General features: G+C 62.7%; 18 protein-coding genes. 9 read left to right on the forward strand and 9 right to left on the reverse strand.

Going from position 1 to position 21211, the window contains the following annotated elements:
• Positions 1-28 precede the first annotated feature (28 nt).
• Positions 29-427: a hypothetical protein gene (locus tag AC0L3E_RS22400; protein WP_473605634.1), complete on the forward strand. Its 399-nt coding sequence runs from the start codon at positions 29-31 to the stop codon at positions 425-427.
• Between the two features lie 45 nt (positions 428-472).
• Here the strand turns inward: AC0L3E_RS22400 and AC0L3E_RS22405 are convergent, their stop codons facing one another.
• The 3 genes from AC0L3E_RS22405 to pdxR all read right to left on the reverse strand — a co-directional run bounded on the left by AC0L3E_RS22405 (position 473) and on the right by pdxR (position 5148).
• On the reverse strand, positions 473-1702 hold the full coding sequence (locus tag AC0L3E_RS22405; RefSeq protein ID WP_128308952.1) for an aromatic ring-hydroxylating oxygenase subunit alpha: 1230 nt from the start codon (positions 1700-1702) through the stop codon (positions 473-475).
• A 173-nt stretch (positions 1703-1875) separates the two neighbouring features.
• Positions 1876-3465 carry a trimethylamine methyltransferase family protein gene (locus tag AC0L3E_RS22410; RefSeq protein ID WP_292563379.1) on the reverse strand — a complete coding sequence of 530 codons (1590 nt, stop codon included), beginning with the start codon at positions 3463-3465 and terminating at the stop codon, positions 1876-1878.
• Between the two features lie 189 nt (positions 3466-3654).
• Positions 3655-5148, reverse strand: a complete 1494-nt coding sequence (gene pdxR / locus AC0L3E_RS22415; RefSeq protein ID WP_027039660.1) for a MocR-like pyridoxine biosynthesis transcription factor PdxR — start codon at positions 5146-5148, stop codon at positions 3655-3657.
• Positions 5149-5498: 350 nt separating this feature from the next.
• Here pdxR and pgi point away from each other — a divergent pair, with 350 nt between their 5' ends.
• Together pgi and AC0L3E_RS22425 are read left to right on the forward strand one after the other, a co-directional pair.
• Positions 5499-7148, forward strand: coding sequence for a glucose-6-phosphate isomerase (gene pgi, locus AC0L3E_RS22420; protein WP_473605635.1), 1650 nt, complete (start codon positions 5499-5501; stop codon positions 7146-7148).
• A 5-nt stretch (positions 7149-7153) separates the two neighbouring features.
• Entirely contained in the window at positions 7154-7876 is a 723-nt protein-coding gene (locus tag AC0L3E_RS22425) for an HAD family hydrolase (protein WP_127398955.1), read from the forward strand.
• Positions 7877-7992: 116 nt separating this feature from the next.
• On the opposite strand, the gene AC0L3E_RS22430 is transcribed toward AC0L3E_RS22425, so the two are convergent.
• A complete protein-coding gene (locus AC0L3E_RS22430; protein ID WP_127267317.1) occupies positions 7993-8352 on the reverse strand; it encodes a winged helix-turn-helix transcriptional regulator in 360 nt (119 codons plus the stop codon).
• A 113-nt stretch (positions 8353-8465) separates the two neighbouring features.
• Between AC0L3E_RS22430 and AC0L3E_RS22435 the strand changes: the two genes are divergently transcribed.
• Entirely contained in the window at positions 8466-9344 is an 879-nt protein-coding gene (locus tag AC0L3E_RS22435; protein WP_473605636.1) for an NAD(P)H-binding protein, read from the forward strand.
• Positions 9345-9605: 261 nt separating this feature from the next.
• Here the strand turns inward: AC0L3E_RS22435 and AC0L3E_RS22440 are convergent, their stop codons facing one another.
• Together AC0L3E_RS22440 and AC0L3E_RS22445 are read right to left on the reverse strand one after the other, a co-directional pair.
• Positions 9606-10316 carry a class I SAM-dependent methyltransferase gene (locus tag AC0L3E_RS22440; protein WP_473605637.1) on the reverse strand — a complete coding sequence of 237 codons (711 nt, stop codon included), beginning with the start codon at positions 10314-10316 and terminating at the stop codon, positions 9606-9608.
• Entirely contained in the window at positions 10316-12310 is a 1995-nt protein-coding gene (locus AC0L3E_RS22445; RefSeq protein WP_473605638.1) for a long-chain-fatty-acid--CoA ligase, read from the reverse strand. Before AC0L3E_RS22445 ends, AC0L3E_RS22440 begins: the two co-directional genes overlap by 1 nt.
• A 470-nt stretch (positions 12311-12780) precedes the next feature.
• On the opposite strand from AC0L3E_RS22445, the gene AC0L3E_RS22450 reads away from it, so the two are divergent.
• The 5 genes from AC0L3E_RS22450 (at position 12781) to AC0L3E_RS22470 (ending at position 18043) form a co-directional block, all read left to right on the forward strand.
• Positions 12781-14373 carry an ABC transporter substrate-binding protein gene (locus tag AC0L3E_RS22450; protein ID WP_127330705.1) on the forward strand — a complete coding sequence of 531 codons (1593 nt, stop codon included), beginning with the start codon at positions 12781-12783 and terminating at the stop codon, positions 14371-14373.
• A gap of 50 nt (positions 14374-14423) precedes the next feature.
• On the forward strand, positions 14424-15431 hold the full coding sequence (locus AC0L3E_RS22455) for an ABC transporter permease subunit (RefSeq protein ID WP_128309340.1): 1008 nt from the start codon (positions 14424-14426) through the stop codon (positions 15429-15431).
• Between the two features lie 70 nt (positions 15432-15501).
• Entirely contained in the window at positions 15502-16356 is an 855-nt protein-coding gene (locus AC0L3E_RS22460) for an ABC transporter permease subunit (RefSeq protein WP_224618710.1), read from the forward strand.
• 2 nt (positions 16357-16358) lie between these two features.
• The gene (locus tag AC0L3E_RS22465; RefSeq protein WP_127267322.1) at positions 16359-17216 is read left to right on the forward strand and encodes an ABC transporter ATP-binding protein; all 858 of its coding nucleotides are present in this window, start codon (positions 16359-16361) and stop codon (positions 17214-17216) included.
• Complete coding sequence (locus AC0L3E_RS22470) at positions 17213-18043, forward strand: dipeptide ABC transporter ATP-binding protein (RefSeq protein ID WP_473605639.1); 831 nt, start codon at positions 17213-17215, stop codon at positions 18041-18043. Before AC0L3E_RS22465 ends, AC0L3E_RS22470 begins: the two co-directional genes overlap by 4 nt.
• 204 nt (positions 18044-18247) lie before the next feature.
• Here AC0L3E_RS22470 and AC0L3E_RS22475 read toward each other — a convergent pair whose 3' ends face one another.
• The 3 genes from AC0L3E_RS22475 to AC0L3E_RS22485 form a co-directional block, all read right to left on the reverse strand.
• Complete coding sequence (locus tag AC0L3E_RS22475; protein ID WP_292563352.1) at positions 18248-19522, reverse strand: cysteine desulfurase-like protein; 1275 nt, start codon at positions 19520-19522, stop codon at positions 18248-18250.
• 50 nt (positions 19523-19572) lie between these two features.
• The gene (locus AC0L3E_RS22480) at positions 19573-20247 is read right to left on the reverse strand and encodes an amino acid ABC transporter permease (RefSeq protein WP_013527987.1); all 675 of its coding nucleotides are present in this window, start codon (positions 20245-20247) and stop codon (positions 19573-19575) included.
• 154 nt (positions 20248-20401) lie between these two features.
• A complete protein-coding gene (locus AC0L3E_RS22485; RefSeq protein WP_473605640.1) occupies positions 20402-21199 on the reverse strand; it encodes an ABC transporter substrate-binding protein in 798 nt (265 codons plus the stop codon).
• Between the last annotated feature and the right edge of the window lie 12 nt (positions 21200-21211).

Here is a 21211-nt window from a genome sequence, read left to right on the forward strand (position 1 = left end):
AAGTGGGCTGGAAACGGAAGGAAACATCATGGCCGGACGGCGCTCTTCCCTCGGCTTCCTCGGAATGTTCGGCCGTTCGGGCGACTTGAGGCAGCTCGACGATGCCTTGCGCGGCGCCGATCTGCATCCAGCCCTTGTGCCGGAGGGCGTGAAGCTTACCATCGTCAATCTCATGAAGGATCGCTGGCCCGACGAGCCGCCACCGGGCACCTATGCGTCGGTGGCGCAATTATGCAGCTATTGCATCGCGGGTCCCGAAACCTTCGAGCAAGCCAATGGCCATCAGCGGACGCTGGAAGCCGAACGTCGCATCGAGGCGGCGCTTGAAACCGGCGACAGCCTCGACGCGCAGATCGTGCTGATGACGCTGCATGCCAAGCTCATCAACGCTGAAGTCGTCGACCGATACGGGCTCAGCGCGGAATGACGCGAAAGGCAAGATCTGCCTGATCCCCCGCGGCAGCCGAGCCGATCAGGCCCGGCTGATCTCCTCGAGATACCAGCCGATGTAGCGCAGTTCGTTGTATTCCATCGGCGCGATCGGTCCGGGCACGAAATAGTGCGAGCGCACGCCGCGCGCGGTGTGCTCGATGATCTTCTTGTCCTCTTCGGTGGTGACCTTCCACAGCCAGGTCAGCTTCTCCAGATCGTAGTCCTGGCCTTCGACCGCGTCGCCGCGCACCAGCCAGATCAGCTCCATCTCACAGGTACCAGCTGTTTTCGGGATGAAACGATAGATCATGCCGTGATCGGGATAACAGACGAGAAAGGTCGTACCGCCAAGATGGATCGACGTCACGCCACCATCATAGTCGGTGAAACGGCCCATCAGCGGCGCGACCGGCGAGCCGTCCTTGCTGCCGCTGGAAACGCCGTCATAGAGCGCATAGCGGAAAGTGTGGATCGCCTCCTGTCCGGCGGCCGAGTTCTGCCAGCGGTTGGCGCTGCCGATCTCGATGCCGAGCGCGCAGGTGCGTTGCTCCATCGCCGCATTGAGCTGCTCGATCATCTCGGCCGGTTTTTCCAGCGCATGCGTCTGCGAATATTCCGGATGCGCCGGCCCGCAATGGTAACATTCGACATAGTTCTCGACGGCGAGCTTCCAGTTGGCGTCGAGCGCATAGGACTGACGATACGCCACCTTGGCGTCGCCCCAGCCATATTGGCCGCAACTCGTGCGCAGCGACTGTTCGATCGGATCGAAATCGAGCGGCGTCTCGGCGAAGGAAATGAAGACCAGCCCGGAAGCGACGCGGACATGAAGCTTCTTCAGCCCGTGCGCCGAGCGGTCGAAATCCTTTGGCATCAGGCGCGCGGCACGCAAGGATCCGTCATTGGAATAGGCCCATGCGTGGTAGGGGCACACGAACATCTTCGCATTGCCCTTCTCCTTGGTGCAGACCTCGGCACCACGGTGGCGGCAGACATTGAGCATGGCATGCACGGTGCCATCCATGCCGCGTGTCAGGATGACCGCCTCGTCGCCCAGTTTGAACAGCTCGAAATCGCCGGGGTTCGGGATAACGCTGGCATGCGCCAGGCAGTGCCAGTGGCGGCGAAAGACACGTTCCATGTCGCGCTCGAAGATCGCCGGATCATGATAGAAGGCACGCACCAGGCCGTGACCTGGCCGATGAGATGCCACCAGCCGATCGATCGCGTCGCCGTCGGTGGGTGCTTGCTGGATAGGATGCACACTCATTTGTCGTTCTGCCCGATGGTTGATCCCGGAGCAATTCCAGGAAAAGTGTGAAGCGGTTTTCTGTTAGGAATTGCGTCAAACGAAGAGCGCAATTCCAGGAAAAGTGTGAAGCGGTTTTCCGTCCTGAATTGGCTCCGGGTGGTGGCTGTATGGCTGCACGAACTCGTCTCCGGTCAGCCGCCCATTTGCGTGCGCGGCAGGTGGATCAGGTTGCCGAAGCGGGCACGCAATCTGTCGTCGACCTGTTTTGGCACGTGGCGCGGAAATCGTTCGGCAAGAATGCGTTTCTTCTCGGTGATCGCACGCAGCAATATATCAGGCCGGCCTTTTTCGTTCCATTCCTTCGGCGAGGAACGATCGCCGAGGGCGGGATAGAAGTGCTCGGTCTGCATCAGCTTGAGCGTTTGTTCGTTGTCGAGATAGTGGCCCGGACCCTTGAGGCAGACCTCGGCGATGCTGTCGATCGACAGGGCCTCGTCAGTCACGTCGATGCCACGCGCGCAGCCCAGGCAATGACCGAGCATGTCGTTGTCGATGACCAGGCTCTCCAGGCAGAAGCCGAGCAGCGAGGCATGCATGCCGGCCGCCTCGTAGACGAGGTTGAGGCCGGAGAGGCCGGCCATCACATTGGTGATGCCCTTTTCGTAGCCGGACTGAATATCGGGCAATTTCGAATCCGTCATGCCGGCGGCGGAGCCACCGGGCAGGTCGTAGAATTGCGCCATCTGGGCACAGGCCGCCGTTGCCACCGACTGCTCGGCCGACCCGCCCGCCATGGCGCCGGTGCGCAGGTCCGACATGAACGGCCATGCGCCGAAGATCGCCGGATGGCCGGGCTTGAGCGCGTTGACATAGACCAGGCCGGCCAGCACTTCGGCCACTGCTTGCACGACGGCGCCGGCCATCGCCGCGGGTGCTGTGGTGCCGGACTGGCCGGTCGACAGCAGCAGGATCGGGATGCCGCCTTCGACGCAGGCCTCAAGCACGCCGCAGGCATCCTCGGCGAACTTCATTGGCGGCACGACGAATGAGTTGGAGTTGGAAACGAACGGCCGGGCACGGAAATTCTCCTCGCCGCCGGCGATGGCGTACAGCATTTCAAGCGCAGGCTTCACGTTCTCACGCACGGTGAAGGATGTTCCGACGTGCTTCGATGTTCCCATCACACAGGCATAAAGCGTGTTGAAATCCATCTCGAGCGGATCGGCGATGTCGCGCGCCACCATCGGCCGCTGGAAGAAATGGATGTTGTCCAGCCCGTCGACGATGCGGGCGGCATCATAAATATCCTGCAGCTTGGACTCGCGGTACTCGCGCTTCTCCAGATCCACCAGGTGCACGGCGATGCCTGCCGTGCCGTAGTGCACGCGCTTGCCCTGGACCACCATGTCGTGCCTGGGGTCCTGGCCATGAAGCGTGAAATGTCGTGCCGCCCGCTTGATGGTGTCGAGCACGAGCGCGCGCGGAAAGCGGACCCGGCCATCGTCGCCGTGGACCGCCCCCACCTTGGTCAGCACCTTTATGCAGGAAGGAATGGCGTTGGCGAAACCCACTGTCTCCAAAAGCGTCAGCACGCCCTCGTGGATACGCTCGCGGTCATCCCCGCGCAGCGGCCCGTAGCCGCCACCCTCGATGGCCTTGTGCTGTGGTCTGGTATCCTCCACCAGGGGAGATGATCGCATGGCATGTCCTGTTTCGCGAAGACCGGAGCGCTGCGGAGGACGGTTCGCCGGCGTGTCCTGCTGTTCGACAGCCACTGGCATGGAAGCACTCCACCTTCGTCGGCAGGAACTCGTGGCGGTTGGTCCACCATCGGCCTGCTTCTTCCCCTGACGCCGACTATGCCGCTGGCACTGGCCCATCCTATGGGCCAGCTGGCCCAGTTCCATGTGCCAGAGCTAAAATACCGGAGCCGCTGCGAACGGCTCCGGTCACGAGAGATCGACGATGGATCAGGCGGCCGCGGGTCTGCGTCCGGCGGCCGTGGCCAGCTCGCGAATGCCTGGCTCGATGTGCTGCAGTGCGATCGACGAGATGCCCAGCCGCATGAAACGCGAAGGCTTTTCAGTGCGATCGAAGAAACGGTCGCCTGGCTCGATGATGACGCTGCGCGAGGCGGCTGCCTCGGCCAGCCCACGCGAATCGGTGCCGCGCGGCCCTTCGAGCCACAGCGACGTGCCGCCGGCCGAATCGGTCGAACGCCATTCCGGCAGGAAGGCGGAAATCGCATGGACCAGCCGCTTGCGCCGCTCGTCGAAGGCTGAAGACAGCCGCCGCACCAGCGCCTCGTGGTGGCCGAGCGACAGGAACAGCGCTACGGCGCGCTGATTGTTGGCCGGCGGGTGACGCAGCATGAAGCGGCGCAGCGCCCTGAGCTCCGCGATCAGTCCGGCGGACGCCACGATGTAGCCGAGCCGCAGGCCCGGAGCCAGCGTCTTGGACATCGAGCCGACATAGACGACGCGGCCAGAACGATCGAGGCTCTTCAGTGCTTGCTGCGGTGCCTCGTCGAGAAGCTGGCTGTCATAGCCGTCCTCGATGATGATCTGGTTGTAGCGGTTGGCTCGCGCCAGAAGATCCTGCCGCCGCTCCGCCGACAACGGCACCATGGTCGGGCAATGATGGCTTGGCGTGACGAAGACGAACCCGGAATCGTTGGCAATAGAAGTAGTTACGATGCCGGACTGGTCGACCGGCACCGGCTGTATCTCAGCGCCCGCAAGGCGGAAGATCGAGCGGGCGTCGGGATAGCCCGGGTCTTCCATCGCCACCTTGGAGCCTTTGGACATCAGCAGCGTCGCCAGCATGTAGAGCGCGTTCTGAGCGCCCAGCGTGACGATGATCTCGTCCGGATTGGCGAAGATGCCGCGCCGGGGCAGGAGCCGCGCCTGGATCTGCTCGATCAGCAGCGGATCGTCACGGTCGACCATGTCGGACGCCCAGTTACGGATTTCCAGCACGGCAAGCGCCATGCGGTTGCACTCGCGCCACTCGGCGGTCGGGAACAGCGCCGGGTCGAACTGCCCGTAGACGAAGGGATAGGACGACTTGATCCAGTTCTCGTGCTTGGCTGGCGGCGGCATGTCGCTTGCGGCGATCTTGCGGCGTGCCTTCCAGTCGATCTCGTTGGCCTGGTCGGGCGCCTTCTGGTGCGGCTTGGCCGGTGTCGCCAGCACATCGGGATTGACGAAATGGCCACGCCGCTCGCGCGCCACCAGGAAACCCTGGTCGACGAGCTGCTGGAACGCCAGCACCACGGTTCCGCGAGCCACGCCAAGTTTTTCTGCCAGGATCCGGCAGGAAGGAAGCGGCATCGAAGCGGCGATCTGGCGGTCGAGAATGGCGGCTACGATGGCCTGGCGGATCTGCGCCTGCAGGGTTTGGCCGGATTCGGCCGAAATCCGGAACAGGCCGGACCATATCGCCGTGTCGTTTCGCTGTGGCATGGGAGATTTCCTCGATGGCCAGCCTTTTTCGCTTGGCTGGACCAGCCGAACGTAACCGTGGCACAAGGGGTTGCGCCAATCAATTTTTCTGATCGTTGGGATTTATGCCAGTGATCCTTCACGTCCTTTTGATGCCGCGTTGCGGCATCCTGGGGTGACGCGGCGCCTCATCCCGGCGATGACACCGTACGTGACGTCTGCGTCATCGCCGCGTGACGTCTGCGTCATCGCTGGGTGACGGTGTGCGTCATCGCTGCGCATTGAATCGGGTGGAGTTCGGCCCGATAGATTGTCGCGACGACACGCGCCGGAAACATCCGGTCCGTAATGATGGCTCGAGGTCTCGGAGTTTGGCAGTGGATCAATCGTCCTTTCAAAAACAACTCGCCGCCTTGCGTGACCACCGCGCGGCGGTGCCCGCCAGCATGCGCCAGGCCTTCGCCGCCGATCCCAAGCGGTTCGTGGAATTCTCCGCCACCGACGGCGATCTGCTGCTCGACTGGTCGAAATGCGCGGTCGACGCGACCACCATGGAGTTGCTGGAAAAACTCGCCCAGGCCGCCGATCTCGAAGGCCGCCGCGCCGCCATGTTCGCCGGCAAGAAGATCAACGTCACCGAGGACCGTGCCGTGCTGCACACGGCGCTGCGCAACCTGACCGGCAAGGGCGTCACCGTCGATGGCCAGGACGTCAAGGCTGACGTCATCGCCGTGCTCGACGCCATGGGCGCCTTTGCCGATGCCGTGCGCTCGGGCAAGGCGGCCGGCGCCACCGGCAAGAAGATCACCGACATCGTCAACATCGGCATCGGCGGTTCCGATCTCGGCCCGGCCATGGCGACGCTGGCGCTGGCGCCCTATCATGACGGGCCGCGCGCACATTACGTTTCCAACATCGACGGCGCCCATATCCACGACACACTGAAGGGCCTCTCCGCCGAAACCACGCTTTTCATCATCGCTTCCAAGACCTTCACCACCGTCGAAACGATGACCAACGCCGAAACCGCTCGGAAATGGGTGCAGGAAGCACTGGGTAAGGAAGCGGTCGGCAAGCATTTTGCCGCCGTCTCCACCGCACTCGACCTGGTGGCCAAGTTCGGCATCGAGCCGGATCGCGTCTTCGGCTTCTGGGACTGGGTCGGCGGCCGCTATTCGCTCTGGGGCGCCATCGGCCTGCCGGTGATGATCGCTGTCGGCCCGCGGAATTTTCGCGCCTTCCTCGATGGCGCGCATGAGATGGACGAGCATTTCCGCACCGCGCCGGTGCAGGAGAACCTGCCGGCGCTGCTTGGACTGGTCGGCTGGTGGCATCGCGTCATCTGCGGCTACCCGGCGCGCGCCGTCATCCCGTATGACCAGCGCCTGTCCAGGCTGCCGGCCTATCTGCAGCAGCTCGACATGGAATCGAACGGCAAGAGCGTCACCCTCGAAGGCACAGAGGTGACGACGCCGACCGGACCGCTGGTCTGGGGCGAGCCCGGCACCAACGGCCAGCATGCCTTCTTCCAGCTGCTGCACCAGGGCACCGATTTCATCCCGGTCGAGTTCCTCGCCGCGGCGGTCGGCCACGAGCCGGAACTCAAACACCAGCACGATCTGCTGCTCGCTAACTGCCTGGCGCAGTCGGAAGCGCTGATGAAGGGCCGCACGCTGGACGAAGCCCGCGCCCAGATGCTGGCCAAGGGCATGAAGCCGGCCGACGTCGACAAGATAGCGCCGCACCGCGTCTTCTCGGGCAACCGGCCCTCGCTGACCATCCTCTACCGCAAACTCGACCCACGCACCTTCGGCCGGCTGATCGCGCTCTACGAGCACCGCGTCTTCGTCGAGGGCACGCTGTTCGACATCAACTCCTTCGACCAGTGGGGCGTCGAGCTCGGCAAGGAACTGGCCACCGGCCTTCTGCCTGTCGTGGAGGGCAAGGAAAGTGCCGCCAAGCGGGATGCATCGACCGCTGGCCTTGTGGGATTCATCCACCATTTGCGTGGCGCGGAGTGAAAAGCTTGGCAGACATCAAGGGAATATTGTTCGACAAGGACGGCACGCTTGTCGACTTCAACGCAACCTGGCTCGGCGTTGCCGACTTCATGGCCATGGATGCGTCCGAAGGCGATCGCTGGAAAGCCGACAGGCTGCTGGCCGCCGCCGGCTTCGATTTCGCCAACAAGCGCTTCAAACCGGACTCGATATTTGCCTCCGGCACCAATCTCGACGTCGTCGAATTGTGGTTCCCGCGCCTGTCCAACGAGGACCAGATGCTTGCGGTTGCCCGCTTCAACGAAATCACCTCGGTGCAGGGCTCGGCAATGGCAGTGGCGTTGCCGGGCATCGTCGACACGCTGACGGCACTGCACAGGAAGTCCTACCGGCTTGGCGTCGCCACCAACGACTCGACCAGCGGTGCGGAAAAGACGCTGGTCACGCTCGGCGTCGCCCAACTGTTCGACGCGGCCTATGGCTACGACGCGGTGGCCAATCCGAAGCCGGCGCCCGACACCATCCTGGCTTTCAGCGACCTCACCGGCCTCAGACCGGCGGAGATCGCCATGGTCGGCGACAACAGGCACGACCTCGAAATGGCGCGTGCCGGTGGCTGCGGGCTGGCAGTCGGCGTGCTCTCCGGCACCGGCACCCGCGAATCGCTGGCCGGCATTGCCGATGTGATCCTGGATTCGGTCGCCGACCTGCCGGATTTTCTCTCGGCGCGGGTCAAGGAGACGATCTGACGGCCGGGGCGGGGCAAAATCAACTTGGGCTTTCCCGCCAACGGCTGAGATTGGTGGAAAGGAGACGGGCTGTTCCCTCAAAGGCGGACCTTGGTCCACCGCCAGATTTGGGACCGCTACGCACCTGCAGAAGGGCGCGATCGATTTTGCACGATCAGGGCCACCTCGGACGTATGATGAGTTCCCCATTCGCACAAGGGCGCGAGTACTCCGGCCAGGCTTTGACCAAAGTCGGTTAGTTCATACTCGACGTGCGGCGGCACCGTCTGAAAGTCAATGCGACGAATAACGCCATCATCCGTCAGTTCTTTCAGGTGCTGGATCAGCATTTTCTCGCTCACGTTGGTAACGAGCCTGCGGAGTTGACCGGTGCGTTTGGGCCCGCTGGCCAGATGATAGACGACAAGCGGCTTCCACTTGCCTCCAAGGATGGCAAGAACCGCTTCCAGGCCGCATTGGAAATTTGTCTCGGTCACGTCGATCTCCGAATTTGGCACTTACCAAATAGTCGGTACTGGTTTGCAGGTCTGTTCTGACTTACCTGGATCGGACGACGGTGTCGATGTGCAAAAGCCCAAAGGAAATCACCATGGCCAAGATCCTCGTAACCGGCGCAACCGGCAATATCGGCCGAAAAACTCTCCAACATCTCCTGAAGCGGTTGCCCGCCAGCGATCTCGTCGGCCTGGCCCGCGATCCCGCCAAGGCGGCCGATCTGGCGGCCGATAGGATTGAGATCCGCCAAGGCGACTATCTCGACTATGACGGACTGGTGCGCGCGTTCGAGGGCATTGATAAGCTAATGCTCGTATCCGCCACGGCCTTTACCGATCGCAATACCCAGCACCAAAATGCCATTAGCGCAGCTCGGCAGGCGGGCGTTAAGCACATCGTCTATATGCCGATCATCCACGAAGCAGGATCCGCCTTCACCTTGTCGGATATCACCGAGCAGGATCTGTTCGTCGAGGAAAAACTGAAGGCGTCCGGCCTAGCCTACACGCTCGTCCGTCATCCGCCCTTTATCGAGAGCATCCCATTCTACATCGGCGGAAACGCCATAGAGACCGGGGTTCACGTGCCGGCTGGTGCGGGCAAGGCGGGCTATGCCAGCCGTGACGACCTAGCAGAGGCGCATGCCATTGTGCTGAGCCAAGACGGCCATGAATACAAGACATACTCGCTGTATGGCGATCCCGCCGTGTCCTTCGCGGATGTCGCACAGATCCTGTCGGATGTCAGCGGCAAGCGAGTGCCGTTTGTTTCCGGCTCGGATCACGATTACATCGCCCACTTAGTGGCGGCGGGTCTGCCCGAGCAGGCCGCCCGCTTCGCGCTTGTGTGGGTGCAAGGCATCAACGCCGGAGAATGGGGCGGCACGGCGGGGGATCTCGAGAAACTCTTGGGCCGCAAGCCGATGACAGCGGCCGAGTTCTTGCGGGCCAACCATGCGGCACTCCAAGCTTGAGACGGGGACCTTGAAGAACTGAGCGTTAGACAACGCAACATCGACATTGCCGGGGTGATGGCAGCAACGCGCCATCCCGCCGTTTTGCGACTCGCCGAGCCACCCTACGACGCCCGAATAACGCGCCTTGGATCATACCCCAATTTTGCGCCGCCGAATGTCAGCTCTGTATGGCTGCCTTCTGGCAGTCGTACTCACCTGACAAAGGTCCGGAACGAGGTCGAACCCGGCCATTCCGAGTGACTGGGATTGATCTCAGCGTCAGCGCTCTTCCGCCTCAAACGAAAAGACACCGCTCGGCTTGGTCGCAGCACCCTTCGCGTCGCCGAAATCCGGCACCTGGTATTCGGCGAGCAACCGCAGTCGGGACAGCGGCAGATCGTTGCGACGGGGATCGCCGACCAGCACGTCGATGCCGGCTGCCAGGCAGCGATCGAGGAACGGGGTGATGCGTAAAGGAACGTCGCACCCGTAGAAAACATCGCCTGCGAGCACGAGGTCAACTGCCGGCGGCGGGCCGGCGGTGATGTCTTCGCCTATTATCGTGATGGCAACGCCGTTGGCGACCGCGTTGAGCTCAAGAGCGGCAACGCCGTTGCGGTCGATCTCGGCGGCGATCACTTCGCGTGCCCCAGCCTTAGCTGCGGCGATGCCGACAAGGCCGGAGCCGGCACCAAGGTCGAGCACGCGGCGTCCCGCCACGGTTGTTGGATGGTCAAGGACATAGCGTGCGAGCACGGTGCCGCCGGCCCATGCATAGGCCCAGTAGGGCGGTTGTGGCTCCGGCGCGTCTTCCGCATCGTCTTCGGGCTCGACGAGCCGCCTCAATCCGCTGCCGGGGTGAGCTGTATAAAACTGGATTTCTGGAAGCGCAGGCACGGGGACAAGGCGCATGTTCGCCTTGATGAAGGTTGCCGGGTCGAGGCGTGAGCATCGATCCGGAGCATCGTTGTCGGCAAGATCGCCGTCCACTATTCGCGCAGTGCTCGCCGCAGGATCTTGCCGACCGGCGTCTTCGGCAGCTCGGTCCTGAATTCTATGTATTTGGGCCGCTTGTAGCCGGTCAGGTTCTCGCGGCAGAAGGCGGTGAGCGTCTCCGCGGTCAGCGCCGGATCCTTCTTGACCACGAACAGTTTCGGCACCTCGCCCGAATGCTCGTCCGGCACGCCGACCGCCGCCACTTCGAGCACGCCCGGATGCATGGCCACGACTTCCTCGAGTTCGTTCGGATAGACATTGAAGCCCGAGACCAGGATCATGTCCTTCTTGCGGTCGACGATCTTGGTGTAGCCGCGCTCGTCCATGAAGCCCATGTCGCCGGATTTGAAGTAGCCGTCCTTGGTCATCACCTTGGCGGTCTCATCGGGCCGGTTCCAGTAGCCCGCCATCACTTGCGGTCCTCGGATGCAGACCTCGCCGACCTCGCCGAGCGGCAAATTGTTGCCGTCGTCGTCGCGGATGGCGATCTCGGTCGAGGGCAGCGGCAAGCCGATGGTGCCGGTGAAGTCGCCGGCGGTGAACTTGTTGGCGGTGGCGACCGGCGAGGTTTCCGAGAGGCCGTAGCCTTCGGTGACCGAACAACCGGTCAGCGTCTTCCAGCGTTCGGCGACGCCCTTCTGCACCGCCATGCCGCCGCCCAACGTCAGCACCAGCGGCTTGAAGTCGAGCTTGCGGAAATCCTCATTGTTGAGCAGCGCGTTGAACAGCGTGTTGAGGCCGGGAAAGATGTGCACCGGATACTTCTGCAGTTCCTTGACGAAGCCGGGAATGTCGCGCGGATTGGGAATGAGGACATTTCGGGCGCCTTGCTGCATGCCCATCAGTGCGTTCACGGTCAGCGCGAAAATATGATAGAGCGGCAGCGCGCAGATAAAGTTGGGGTGCGCCGGTTTCGGCTTGATCGTGTAGGCGTCCTCCATCCACTGCGCGTTCTGCGCGACGTTGGCGAGCACGTTTCTGTGCAGCAGTGTGGCGCCCTTCGACACGCCCGTGGTGCCGCCCGTATATTGCAGGAAGGCGACATCGTCGGCTTCCACCTTGGCCGGCTTGAAGCCCATGCCGGCGCCGGCCTTCATGGCGGCATTGAACTTGACATGGCCGGGCAAGGACCATGCCGGCACCATCTTCTTCACGCGGCGCACGACGAAATTGACGATGGTGCCCTTCAGGCCGCCGAGCATGTCGCCCATCGCGGCGACCACCACATGCTTGACCGCCGTCCTCGCGATCACCGCCTGCAAGGTGTTGGCGAAGTTTTCCAGGATGACGATGGCTTGCGCACCGGAATCCTTCAACTGGTGTTCGAGCTCGCGCGGCGTGTAGAGCGGATTGATATTCACCACGACATAGCCGGCGCGCAAGATCGCCATCATCGCCACCGGGTATTGCAGCACGTTCGGCATCATCAGCGCGACGCGCGCGCCTTTCTGCAGGCCCTTCGATTGCAGGTAGGCGCCGAAGGCCGCCGACAGCCGCTCGACATCGGTGTAGCTGATGGACTTGTCCATGCAGGTGAAGGCCGGCTGCGCGGAAAACTGCTTGCAGGCGCCGACGAGGAAATCGCCGATCGAGCTGTAGGGCAGGGCGCCGATCTCCGCCTGCACGTTTTTCGGATAGCTCTTGAGCCACGGCTTTTCCGGCAAGCCGGCGGCCAGCGCCGTCAATGCTTTCGGCAATCGGTTGGCGGTGGCGGCGGTCGGCCTTGCCGCCGGTGGGGCCTTCACCGCCGCCGCAGCCTTCGACGCCGGCCTGACAGCAGGCTTTGCCGTACTCCCCGGTGCCGTCTTTCCGGCCGCAGCCTTAGCCGGGGCTTTCACCGCCGGCTTTGTGCTTGCCCTTACGGGCGCCGCGGCCGCCTTCGGCGTGGCGGCTTTGGCAACGGGTGCTTTCGGCTTGGCAGTACCGGCTGCTTTCGACGGCGCCTTGGCTCCCGCTTTCACCGTCGTCGTCCTTGATGCTTTTGCCACCCGTTCCTCCCTGGACAAGTTTGTTCATTCGCGCCGCGCTCGCCCCTGAATTGACCTCGCCTCTGAATTGACAAGGGCGCCCTCCGCTGCGGCCGTTATACCCTATGTATTGCCTCCCTTGGTGACCGTGCAAGTCTTGCCCTTGCGGCAACACGGCGAAAGATTTGCCGTCGAAAGTCCTTGCCGCCGCCGGCGCTGCCAAATGGTGTCCTGGCGCATCCCTCGGCCGCTCGGAAGCGCGGGGAACATTTATATCGTCAGCTTGGCGATCAATAAAAAAATGCGGTTGTTAATAATCTCGTGAATGGAAGAAACTGCTAATTTTTTCTGCAATTTGGCAAAATAGCGGATTTTTTTCCTGCTTCCCGCGGGGTAAGCAAACGGGGTGTTCCAAAGCCGGAAAAACGGTGCTTATATGCGCGCTTCGCGAGCCTGATAGAGGGGCTTGGAAGAACATCAGGGAGTGCTCAATGAATAAGAAGCTGACTTTTGCAGCCGCGTTGCTGGCTGCAAGCGTCCTGGGCGGCGTGGCCAATGCGAAAACTCTGGTCTACTGCGCGGAAGCTTCGCCGGAGGGTTTCGATCCGGCGCCGTATACCGCAGGCCAGACGTTCGACGCGTCATCGCGCACCGTCTTCAACCGCCTTGTCGAATTCGATCACGGCAAGACGACGACCTCGCCGGGCCTGGCCGAGAGCTGGACGATCTCCGACGATGGCAAGGAATATGTCTTCAAGCTGCGCAAGGGCGTCAAGTTCGCCGCGACCGACTATTTCACCCCGACGCGCGACTTCAACGCTGACGACGTGGTGTTCTCGTTCGAACGCCAGGTCGACAAGAACGGCCCTTGGTTTCAGTACATTCCGGGCATTGCATACCAGTATTACAATGACCAGTTCGGCGAAAACATCGCCAAGGTCGAGAAGGTCGACGACCTGACGGTGAAGTTCACCCTCAAGGAGCCGGCGATCACTTTCATTCCAACGCTGGGCATGGATTTCGCTTCGGTCGTCTCCAAGGAATATGCCGACAAGCTGCAGGCCGACAAGACGCCTGAGCTGTTCAACCAGAAGCCGATCGGCACCGGTCCGTTCATCTTCGTCGACTACCAGACCGACGCCGCCATCCGTTACAAGGCCAACCCGGACTATTGGGGCGGCAAGCAGAAGATCGACGATCTGGTCTTCGCCATCACCACCGATCCGGCGGTGCGCGCGCAGAAGCTCAAGGCCGGCGAATGCAACATCATGTCGTACCCGGCACCGGCCGACATCGCCGGCCTGCAGGCCGATCCGAACCTGAAGGTCGAGGAGCAGGAAGGCCTCAATGTCGGCGCGCTGATGTACAACACCCAGCAGAAGCCGTTCGACGACGTGCGCGTCCGCAAGGCGCTCAACATGGCCATCAACAAGAAGGCCATCATCGACGCCGTCTTCCAGGGCGCCGGCCAGGTGGCGATCAATCCGATCCCGCCGACCATGTGGTCCTACAACAAGGAAGTGAAGGACGATCCTTACGATCCGGATGCAGCCAAGAAGCTGCTTGAAGAGGCCGGCGTCAAGGACCTCAAGATGAACGTCTGGGCCATGCCGGTGTCGCGCCCATATATGCCGAACGCGCGCCGCACCGCCGAGCTGATCCAGGCGGACTTCGCCAAGGTCGGCGTCACCGTCGAGATCGTCAGCTACGATTGGGGTGAATACCTCAAGCGCGCTTCCGCGGTCGATCACGACGGCGCCGTCATCGTCGGCTGGACCGGCGACAATGGCGATCCGGACAACTTCCTCGGCGTGCTCCTGAGCTGCGCTTCCGTCGGTTCGAACAACCGCGCGGAATGGTGCAACAAGGACTTCGATGCGCTCATCAACAAGGCCAAGACCGTTTCGGATCAGGCCGAGCGCACCAAGCTCTATGAACAGGCACAGGTCATCTTCAAGGAACAGGCACCCTGGGCGACGCTCGCTCACTCCAAGGTGTTCATGCCGATGCAGAAGACCGTCACCGGCTTTGCGATGGATCCGCTCGGTATCCACCGCTTCGACGGCGTCGATATCGCCGAATAAGGTTGCGAAACGGGGGCGCCACCATGTGGTGACGCCCCCACTCGCCCGCCATGCTGCGTTATATCCTCGGCAAGCTCGCCCTCATCATCCCGACCTTCATCGGGATAACCATCCTCGCCTTTGGCTTCGTGCGCATCCTGCCCGGTGATCCGGTGCTGGTGCTTGCGGGCGAACGCGGCCTGTCGCCCGAACGTCACTCGGCGCTGATGCACCAGTTCGGTTTCGATCTGCCGATCTGGCAACAATATCTGACTTATCTGATGAATGTGCTGAGCGGTGATTTCGGTACCTCGTTTTCAACCAAGACCCCGGTGCTCAAGGATTTCCTGGTTCGCTTCCCGGCAACGGTCGAGCTCGCCATCTTCGCCATGATCTTTGCCGTTGTCCTGGGTGTCGCCGCCGGCATCTTCGCCGCCATCCGCCGTGGTTCCTGGTTCGACCAGCTGACCATGGGCACGGCGCTGGCTGGCTATTCCATGCCGATCTTCTGGTGGGGCCTGCTGCTGATCATCGTGTTCTCTGGCACGCTGCACTGGACGCCGGTTTCCGGCCGCATCGACCTTCTCTATTTCTTCAAGCCGGTGACCGGCTTCATGACCATCGATTCGCTGATCTCGGGCCAGAAGGGCGCATTCCGCTCGGCACTGTCGCACCTCGTCCTGCCCACGATCGTTCTCGGCACTATCCCGCTCGCAGTCATCGCCAGGCAGACCCGCTCGGCGATGCTCGAAGTGCTGGGTGAGGACTATGTCCGCACCGCGCGCGCAAAGGGCCTGGCGCCGCGCCGCGTCATCGGCCTGCACGCCTTCCGCAACGCGCTGATCCCGGTCGTCACCACCATCGGCCTGCAGGTCGGCACGCTTTTGACCGGCGCCATCCTGACCGAGAGCATCTTCTCCTGGCCCGGCATCGGCAAATGGATGATCGACGCCATTTCCAAGCGCGACTATTTCACCGTGCAGGGCGGGTTGCTTTTGATCGCGCTGATCGTCATGTCGGTGAACCTCATCGTCGACGTGCTCTACGCCGTCATCAACCCACGCATCCGGGCCAACTGACATGAGCAACGAAGGCCCAGCCACCATCGAAGCCGCGACCGTCGTCAAGCCGCAGGACGCCAGGCTGCAGATGTTCGGCGAGTTCTGGCACTACTTCTCCGTCAACAAGGGCGCGGTGATCGGGCTCTTCGTCTTCGCGCTGCTGATCCTGATCGCCATCTTCGCACCGCTGCTGGCGCCGCATTCGCCGGACGATCAGTTCCGCGACTTCTTCCTGACGCCGCCGGCCTGGCAGGAAGGCGGCAACGCGCAGTTCCTGCTCGGCACCGACGCTGTCGGCCGCGATATGCTGTCGCGGCTGATCTACGGCTCGCGGTTCTCGCTCGCCATCGGCTTCGTCGTCGTCACGTCAGCGCTGATCTCAGGCGTCATTCTCGGCCTGCTCGCCGGCTACTGCCGCGGCTGGGTCGACACGCTGATCATGCGCATCATGGACATCATCCTGGCCTTCCCGTCGCTGCTGCTGGCCCTGGTGCTTGTCGCGGTTCTCGGCCCTGGCCTCGTCAACGCCATGATCGCCATCGCCTTTGTGCTGCAGCCGCATTTCGCCCGGCTCACCCGCGCCGCCGTGATGGCCGAGAAGACCCGCGAATATGTCGTCTCGGCCAAGGTCGCCGGGGCCAGCCATCTCAGGCTGATGCTGGTCACCATCCTGCCCAACTGCATCGCGCCGCTGATCGTGCAGGCGACGCTGTCCTTCTCCAACGCCATCCTCGAGGCGGCGGCCCTTGGCTTCCTTGGCATGGGCGCGCAGCCGCCGACGCCGGAATGGGGAACCATGCTGGCCGAAGCGCGCGAGTTCATCCTGCGCGCCTGGTGGGTGGTGACCTTCCCGGGTCTCGCCATCCTGATCACCGTCTTCGCCATCAACCTGATCGGCGACGGCCTGCGCGACGCGCTCGACCCCAAGCTGAAGAGGTCGTGAGCATGCCTCTGCTCGAGATCAAGAACCTCACCGTTTCCTTCGACACCGCGGCCGGACCGTTCATGGCCGTGCAAGGCATCGACCTCTCGATCGAGCCGCGCGAAGTGCTGGCGATTGTAGGCGAGTCCGGTTCCGGCAAGTCCGTGGCGATGCTCGCGGTGATGGGCCTGTTGCCCAACACGGCAACCGTCAAGGCAGACCGCATGGCCTTCGACGGCGTCGATCTCCTGAAGCTCAGTCCGTCCGAACGCCGCAAGATCGTCGGCAAGGACATCTCGATGATCTTCCAGGAGCCGATCGCCAGCCTCAATCCGTGCTTCACCGTCGGCTTCCAGATCGAGGAGGTGCTGCGTTTCCATATGGGTATGGATCGCGCTCAGCGGCGGGCCCGCGCCATCGAATTGATGAAGCTGGTCGGCATCGCCGATCCGGAAGAGCGGCTGAGCTCGTTTCCGCACCAGATGTCGGGCGGCCAATGCCAGCGCGTCATGATCGCCATAGCCATCGCCTGCAATCCGAAGCTGCTGATCGCCGACGAGCCGACGACGGCGCTCGACGTCACCATCCAGAAGCAGATCCTCGATCTGCTGGTTTCGCTGCAGGCCAAATACGGCATGGGCCTGATCATGATCACCCACAATATGGGCGTGGTAGCCGAGACCGCCGATCGCGTCATCGTCCAGTACAAGGGCCGCAAGATGGAAGAGGCCGACGTGCTGTCGTTGTTCGAATCGCCGAAAAGCAATTACACGCGGGCGCTGTTGTCGGCTTTGCCGGAGAACGCCGTCGGCGACCGGCTGCCGACCGTTTCCGACATGCTGTTCGAGCCGGCCCCCTCTGCCGCGGGAGCCGCCTCATGAACACCACGGTCCTCGAAGGCAAGAACATTGTCCGCGACTACCACATCGGTGGTGGCATGTTCACCGGGCCGCGTACCGTGCACGCGGTCAAGGGCGTCTCGTTCAAGGTCGACAAGGGCAAGACGCTGGCCATCGTCGGCGAAAGCGGCTGCGGCAAGTCCACGCTCGCCCGCATCATCACGCTGATCGATCCGGCGACGTCAGGCGACCTGTTCATCGACGGCAACAAGGTCGACATCGCCAAGGGCGGATTGACCAAAGAGATGCGCCGCAAGGTCCAGATCGTCTTCCAGAACCCCTATGGATCGCTCAATCCGCGCCAGAAGATCGGCGACGTGCTGGGCGAGCCGCTTTTGATCAACACCGACAAGCCGGCGGCCGAGCGGCGCGACCTGGCGATGAAGATGCTGAAGAAGGTCGGCCTCGGTCACGAGCACTACAACCGCTACCCGCACATGTTCTCGGGCGGCCAGCGCCAGCGCATTGCCATTGCCCGTGCGCTGATGCTCAACCCAAGCCTGCTGGTGCTGGACGAGCCGGTCTCGGCGCTCGATCTTTCCGTGCAGGCACAGGTGCTCAACCTGCTCGCTGACCTGCAGGACGAGTTCCAGCTGACCTATGTCTTCATCAGCCACGATCTGTCCGTGGTGCGCTACATCGCCGACGATGTGATGGTGATGTATTTCGGCGAGGCGGTCGAATACGGCTCGCGCGACGAGGTCTTCGCCGACCCCAAGCACAGCTACACCAGGACGCTGTTCGCCGCGACGCCGCGTGCCGACGTCGCCTCGATCAAGGCAAGACTGGCGAAGAAGAAGGCGGCTTAACGTCTCTTCGTCATCCTAGGGCGGAGCGGCGCGAAGCGTCGCGCAGACCCTAGGATCCATGCCGTTACCTCAGCCGAAGGGTGCAGCGGAGCAGAATTCTGCACCGTGGCAACACTCGAACATCACGGCATGGATCCTCGGGTCTGCACTGCGTCGCTACGCTCCTTGTCCGCCCGTGGATGACGACGCTGGAGAGGCCGCCTCTCACGACAGCTTCGCGATAATCGCGCGCAGTGCCTCGCCGAAACGGTGGATCTCCTCGACCGTGTTGTAGTGGACCAGCGAGGCCCGGATGGCGCCGCTGTCCATTGAGAGGTTGAGACGCTTCATCAGTCGCGGCGCATACATATGGCCGTCGCGGATGCCGATCTGCATCTCGGCCATTTCCTCGACGACCCGCTGCGGCGACAGTGTGCCGATGTTGAAGCAGAAGGTCGGCACACGCTCAGTGATGCGGGCCTCGTCGGCAACGCCGTAGATGGTCGCGCCGCAACTTTTCAGCACGGCCAGCATCTCACGCGCCAGCACCAGCTCATAGTCGCGGATGGCGCCCATGCCGGCAACGATGTTGTCGCGCCGGGAGCGGTTGTTGGACGGCGCCAGATTGCGGCCGATCAGTTCCAGATACTGCACGGCCGCATCCATGCCGGAGACGTTCTCGTAGATGAAGGTGCCGGCCTCGACCTTGTACGGCGGCTCGTTGGGGATGAAATCCTCGCGGAAGGTCGGCAGCCGCTTCAGCGTTTCGAAGCGGCCCCACAGGAAGCCCATATGCGGCGAGAAATTCTTGTAGCCGGAGCAGACGAGATAGTCGCAATCCCAGGCCTGCACGTCGATCAGCCCATGCGGTCCGTAATGCACGCAGTCGAGGAACACTTCGGCGCCGACCGCGTGCGCGATCTCTGCCACCGAAGCGACATCGACGATCGAGCCGATCGAATGCGCGGTGACCGTGCAGGCGACGAGGCGGGTACGGTCGGAAACCAGCGGGCGCAGATCGTCGACATGCAGATTGCCGTCCTCGCGCATGCGCCACCATTTGAACTTGGCGCCGGCCGATTCCAGCGCCAGCCAGGTCGCGATGTTGGCGTCATGGTCCATGTCGGTGACGACGATCTCGTCGCGCTCCTGCAGCATCTGGCCGATGCCGAGGCTGACCAGGCGGATGAACGAGGTGGCGTTCATGCCGAAGCAGATTTCCGCCGGGCTATAGGCATTGATCAGCAGCGCGACGCTTGTCCGCGCATCGGCGACCGACTGGTCGACCGTGACGCTGCGGCCATAGCGGCCGCCACGCTGCACATTGTGCGAAACCAGATGGTTGGTCACCGCGTCGAGCACGCTCTGCGGAATTTGCGCGCCGGCGGCATTGTCCAAAAAGATGAAGTCGCCGGCCCGTTGCAGGGCTGGAAACATGGCGCGGATGGCGTCGACGGGGAACGCGGTGGCATTCGCATTGTCGGTTTGATGCTTGTTCACGGGGTAGGCTCCTGCGGAGGACTTGGGCGGGGTGGGATCGGTTGACGAGGTCAGCGCTTCTTTTCGGTCTTGAAGCGCTCTTCAAGCAGGCTGACGAGGCGGACCATCGGCCAGAGAAAGATGAGATAGACAAGGGCTGCGCCGATCAGCGGCGAGGGGTTGGCGTAAAGCGACTGCGCGTTGGTCGCTTCCTTCAAGAGTTCCGGCAGCGCCACGGTCGAGGCGAGCGAGGTGTCCTTGAACATCGAAACGCAGTTGCTGGTCATCGGCGGGATGACGACGCGGATCGCTTGGGGCAGCACCACTTTGCGCAAAGTCAGGAGGAACGGCAGGCCAAGCGCCTGCGACGCCTCGAATTGGCCACGCGGAATGCTTTCGATGCCGGAGCGGAACACTTCTGCCGAGTAAGCCGACATGATGAAGGCGAAGGCCGTCACCGCCGAGGCCCAGGACGACAGGCGTATGCCGAGGAAGGGCAGCGCGTAGTAGATCAGGATCAGCACGACCAGCACCGGCAGGGCGCGGAAGATGTCGGTGTAGCCGACCGCGAGCCAGCGCAGCGGCTTCGGCGCATAGAGCCGCACCAGGCTGATCCCCAGGCCGATGGGGATCCCGATGCCGATGCTCAAAATGCCGAGCAGCAGCGTGTTCAGGAAGCCGCGCAGCAGCGCCGGCAGGCTGGACATGATGACATCGGGGTTGAAGAAGGTGTCGATCAGCGACATCGGAGCGTTCCCGAACCCCAGAGCAAAGAGTGCTCACGTTAAAATCAATTGGCCTCGTCGACGGCGAGGTGATCTGCGGCAGAAGCCGGCGCCAAAACGTGAAATGAATCGTGCCAGCCTGGAAAGCCGGCACGATGTCAGCGCAGCTTTCAGCTCAGGCCTTCGGCAGCGGCATTTCCTTCATGGTCGAGGAGTCGGCCGGCGCGTCGCTGCCGAACCACTTCTTGTGGATGGCGGCCAGGGTGCCGTCCTTCTTCATCGCGCTCAGCGCATCGTTCAGCTTGCCCAGCAGCGGGTGGTCCTTGGTCATCATCAGGCCGTATTGCTCACCGGTCTTGATGCGCTCCTTGACGACCAGGTCCTTCATCTTGGTGAAGGAATACTCCATGCCCGGAATGTCGCTGACGGCCGCATCGACGCGGCCGGCGCTGAGGTCGAGCAGCAGATTCTGCTGCGTGTCGTAGCCCTTCACGTCGCTGAAGCCATCGACTTCCTGATGCGCCTTGACCCAGGTTTCGCCGGTCGAGCCGGACAGCACGCCGATGATCTTGCCCTTGAGGTCGGCCTCGGCCTTGATCGCGCTGTCGGTCTTGGTGGCGATGCCCATGTCGGAATCGTAATAGGGCTGGGTGAACGACTGTGACTTCAGCCGCTCCGCCGTGATGGTGATCGACGAGATGGCGACATCGATGCGCTTCGAGGTGGTGGCGGCAAACAGCGCCTGGAAGCCGAGGTCGGCGATGTCGGTGGTCATGCCGATGCGCTTGGCGGCTTCGTTGACGATGTCGACTTCAAAGCCTTCGAAAGTGCCGCTCTCGTTCTTGTACTCGAAGGGTGGATTGGTCGGGTAGGCGCCGACATTGAGCACATCGGCGGCATAAGCGGTGGCGGGGCCGGCGGCGATGCCGATGGCGGCGGCGAGAAGAAGCAATTTGCGACGTGTGAAGCTCATTTGTGTTCCCTC

This window comes from Mesorhizobium sp. WSM4822 (assembly GCF_055811155.1).

Bases quoted from the DNA above. Each gene is read 5' to 3' on its own strand.
- AC0L3E_RS22405 (WP_128308952.1), bottom strand. From the start codon at position 1,702: ATGAGTGTGCATCCTATCCAGCAAGCACCCACCGACGGCGACGCGATC.
- AC0L3E_RS22485 (WP_473605640.1), bottom strand. From the start codon at position 21,199: ATGAGCTTCACACGTCGCAAATTGCTTCTTCTCGCCGCCGCCATCGGC.
- AC0L3E_RS22470 (WP_473605639.1), top strand. From the start codon at position 17,213: ATGAACACCACGGTCCTCGAAGGCAAGAACATTGTCCGCGACTACCAC.
- AC0L3E_RS22435 (WP_473605636.1), top strand. From the start codon at position 8,466: ATGGCCAAGATCCTCGTAACCGGCGCAACCGGCAATATCGGCCGAAAA.
- AC0L3E_RS22465 (WP_127267322.1), top strand. From the start codon at position 16,359: ATGCCTCTGCTCGAGATCAAGAACCTCACCGTTTCCTTCGACACCGCG.
- AC0L3E_RS22410 (WP_292563379.1), bottom strand. From the start codon at position 3,465: ATGCCAGTGGCTGTCGAACAGCAGGACACGCCGGCGAACCGTCCTCCG.
- AC0L3E_RS22400 (WP_473605634.1), top strand. From the start codon at position 29: ATGGCCGGACGGCGCTCTTCCCTCGGCTTCCTCGGAATGTTCGGCCGT.
- AC0L3E_RS22480 (WP_013527987.1), bottom strand. From the start codon at position 20,247: ATGTCGCTGATCGACACCTTCTTCAACCCCGATGTCATCATGTCCAGC.
- AC0L3E_RS22460 (WP_224618710.1), top strand. From the start codon at position 15,502: ATGTTCGGCGAGTTCTGGCACTACTTCTCCGTCAACAAGGGCGCGGTG.
- pdxR (WP_027039660.1), bottom strand. From the start codon at position 5,148: ATGCCACAGCGAAACGACACGGCGATATGGTCCGGCCTGTTCCGGATT.
- AC0L3E_RS22455 (WP_128309340.1), top strand. From the start codon at position 14,424: ATGCTGCGTTATATCCTCGGCAAGCTCGCCCTCATCATCCCGACCTTC.
- AC0L3E_RS22450 (WP_127330705.1), top strand. From the start codon at position 12,781: ATGAATAAGAAGCTGACTTTTGCAGCCGCGTTGCTGGCTGCAAGCGTC.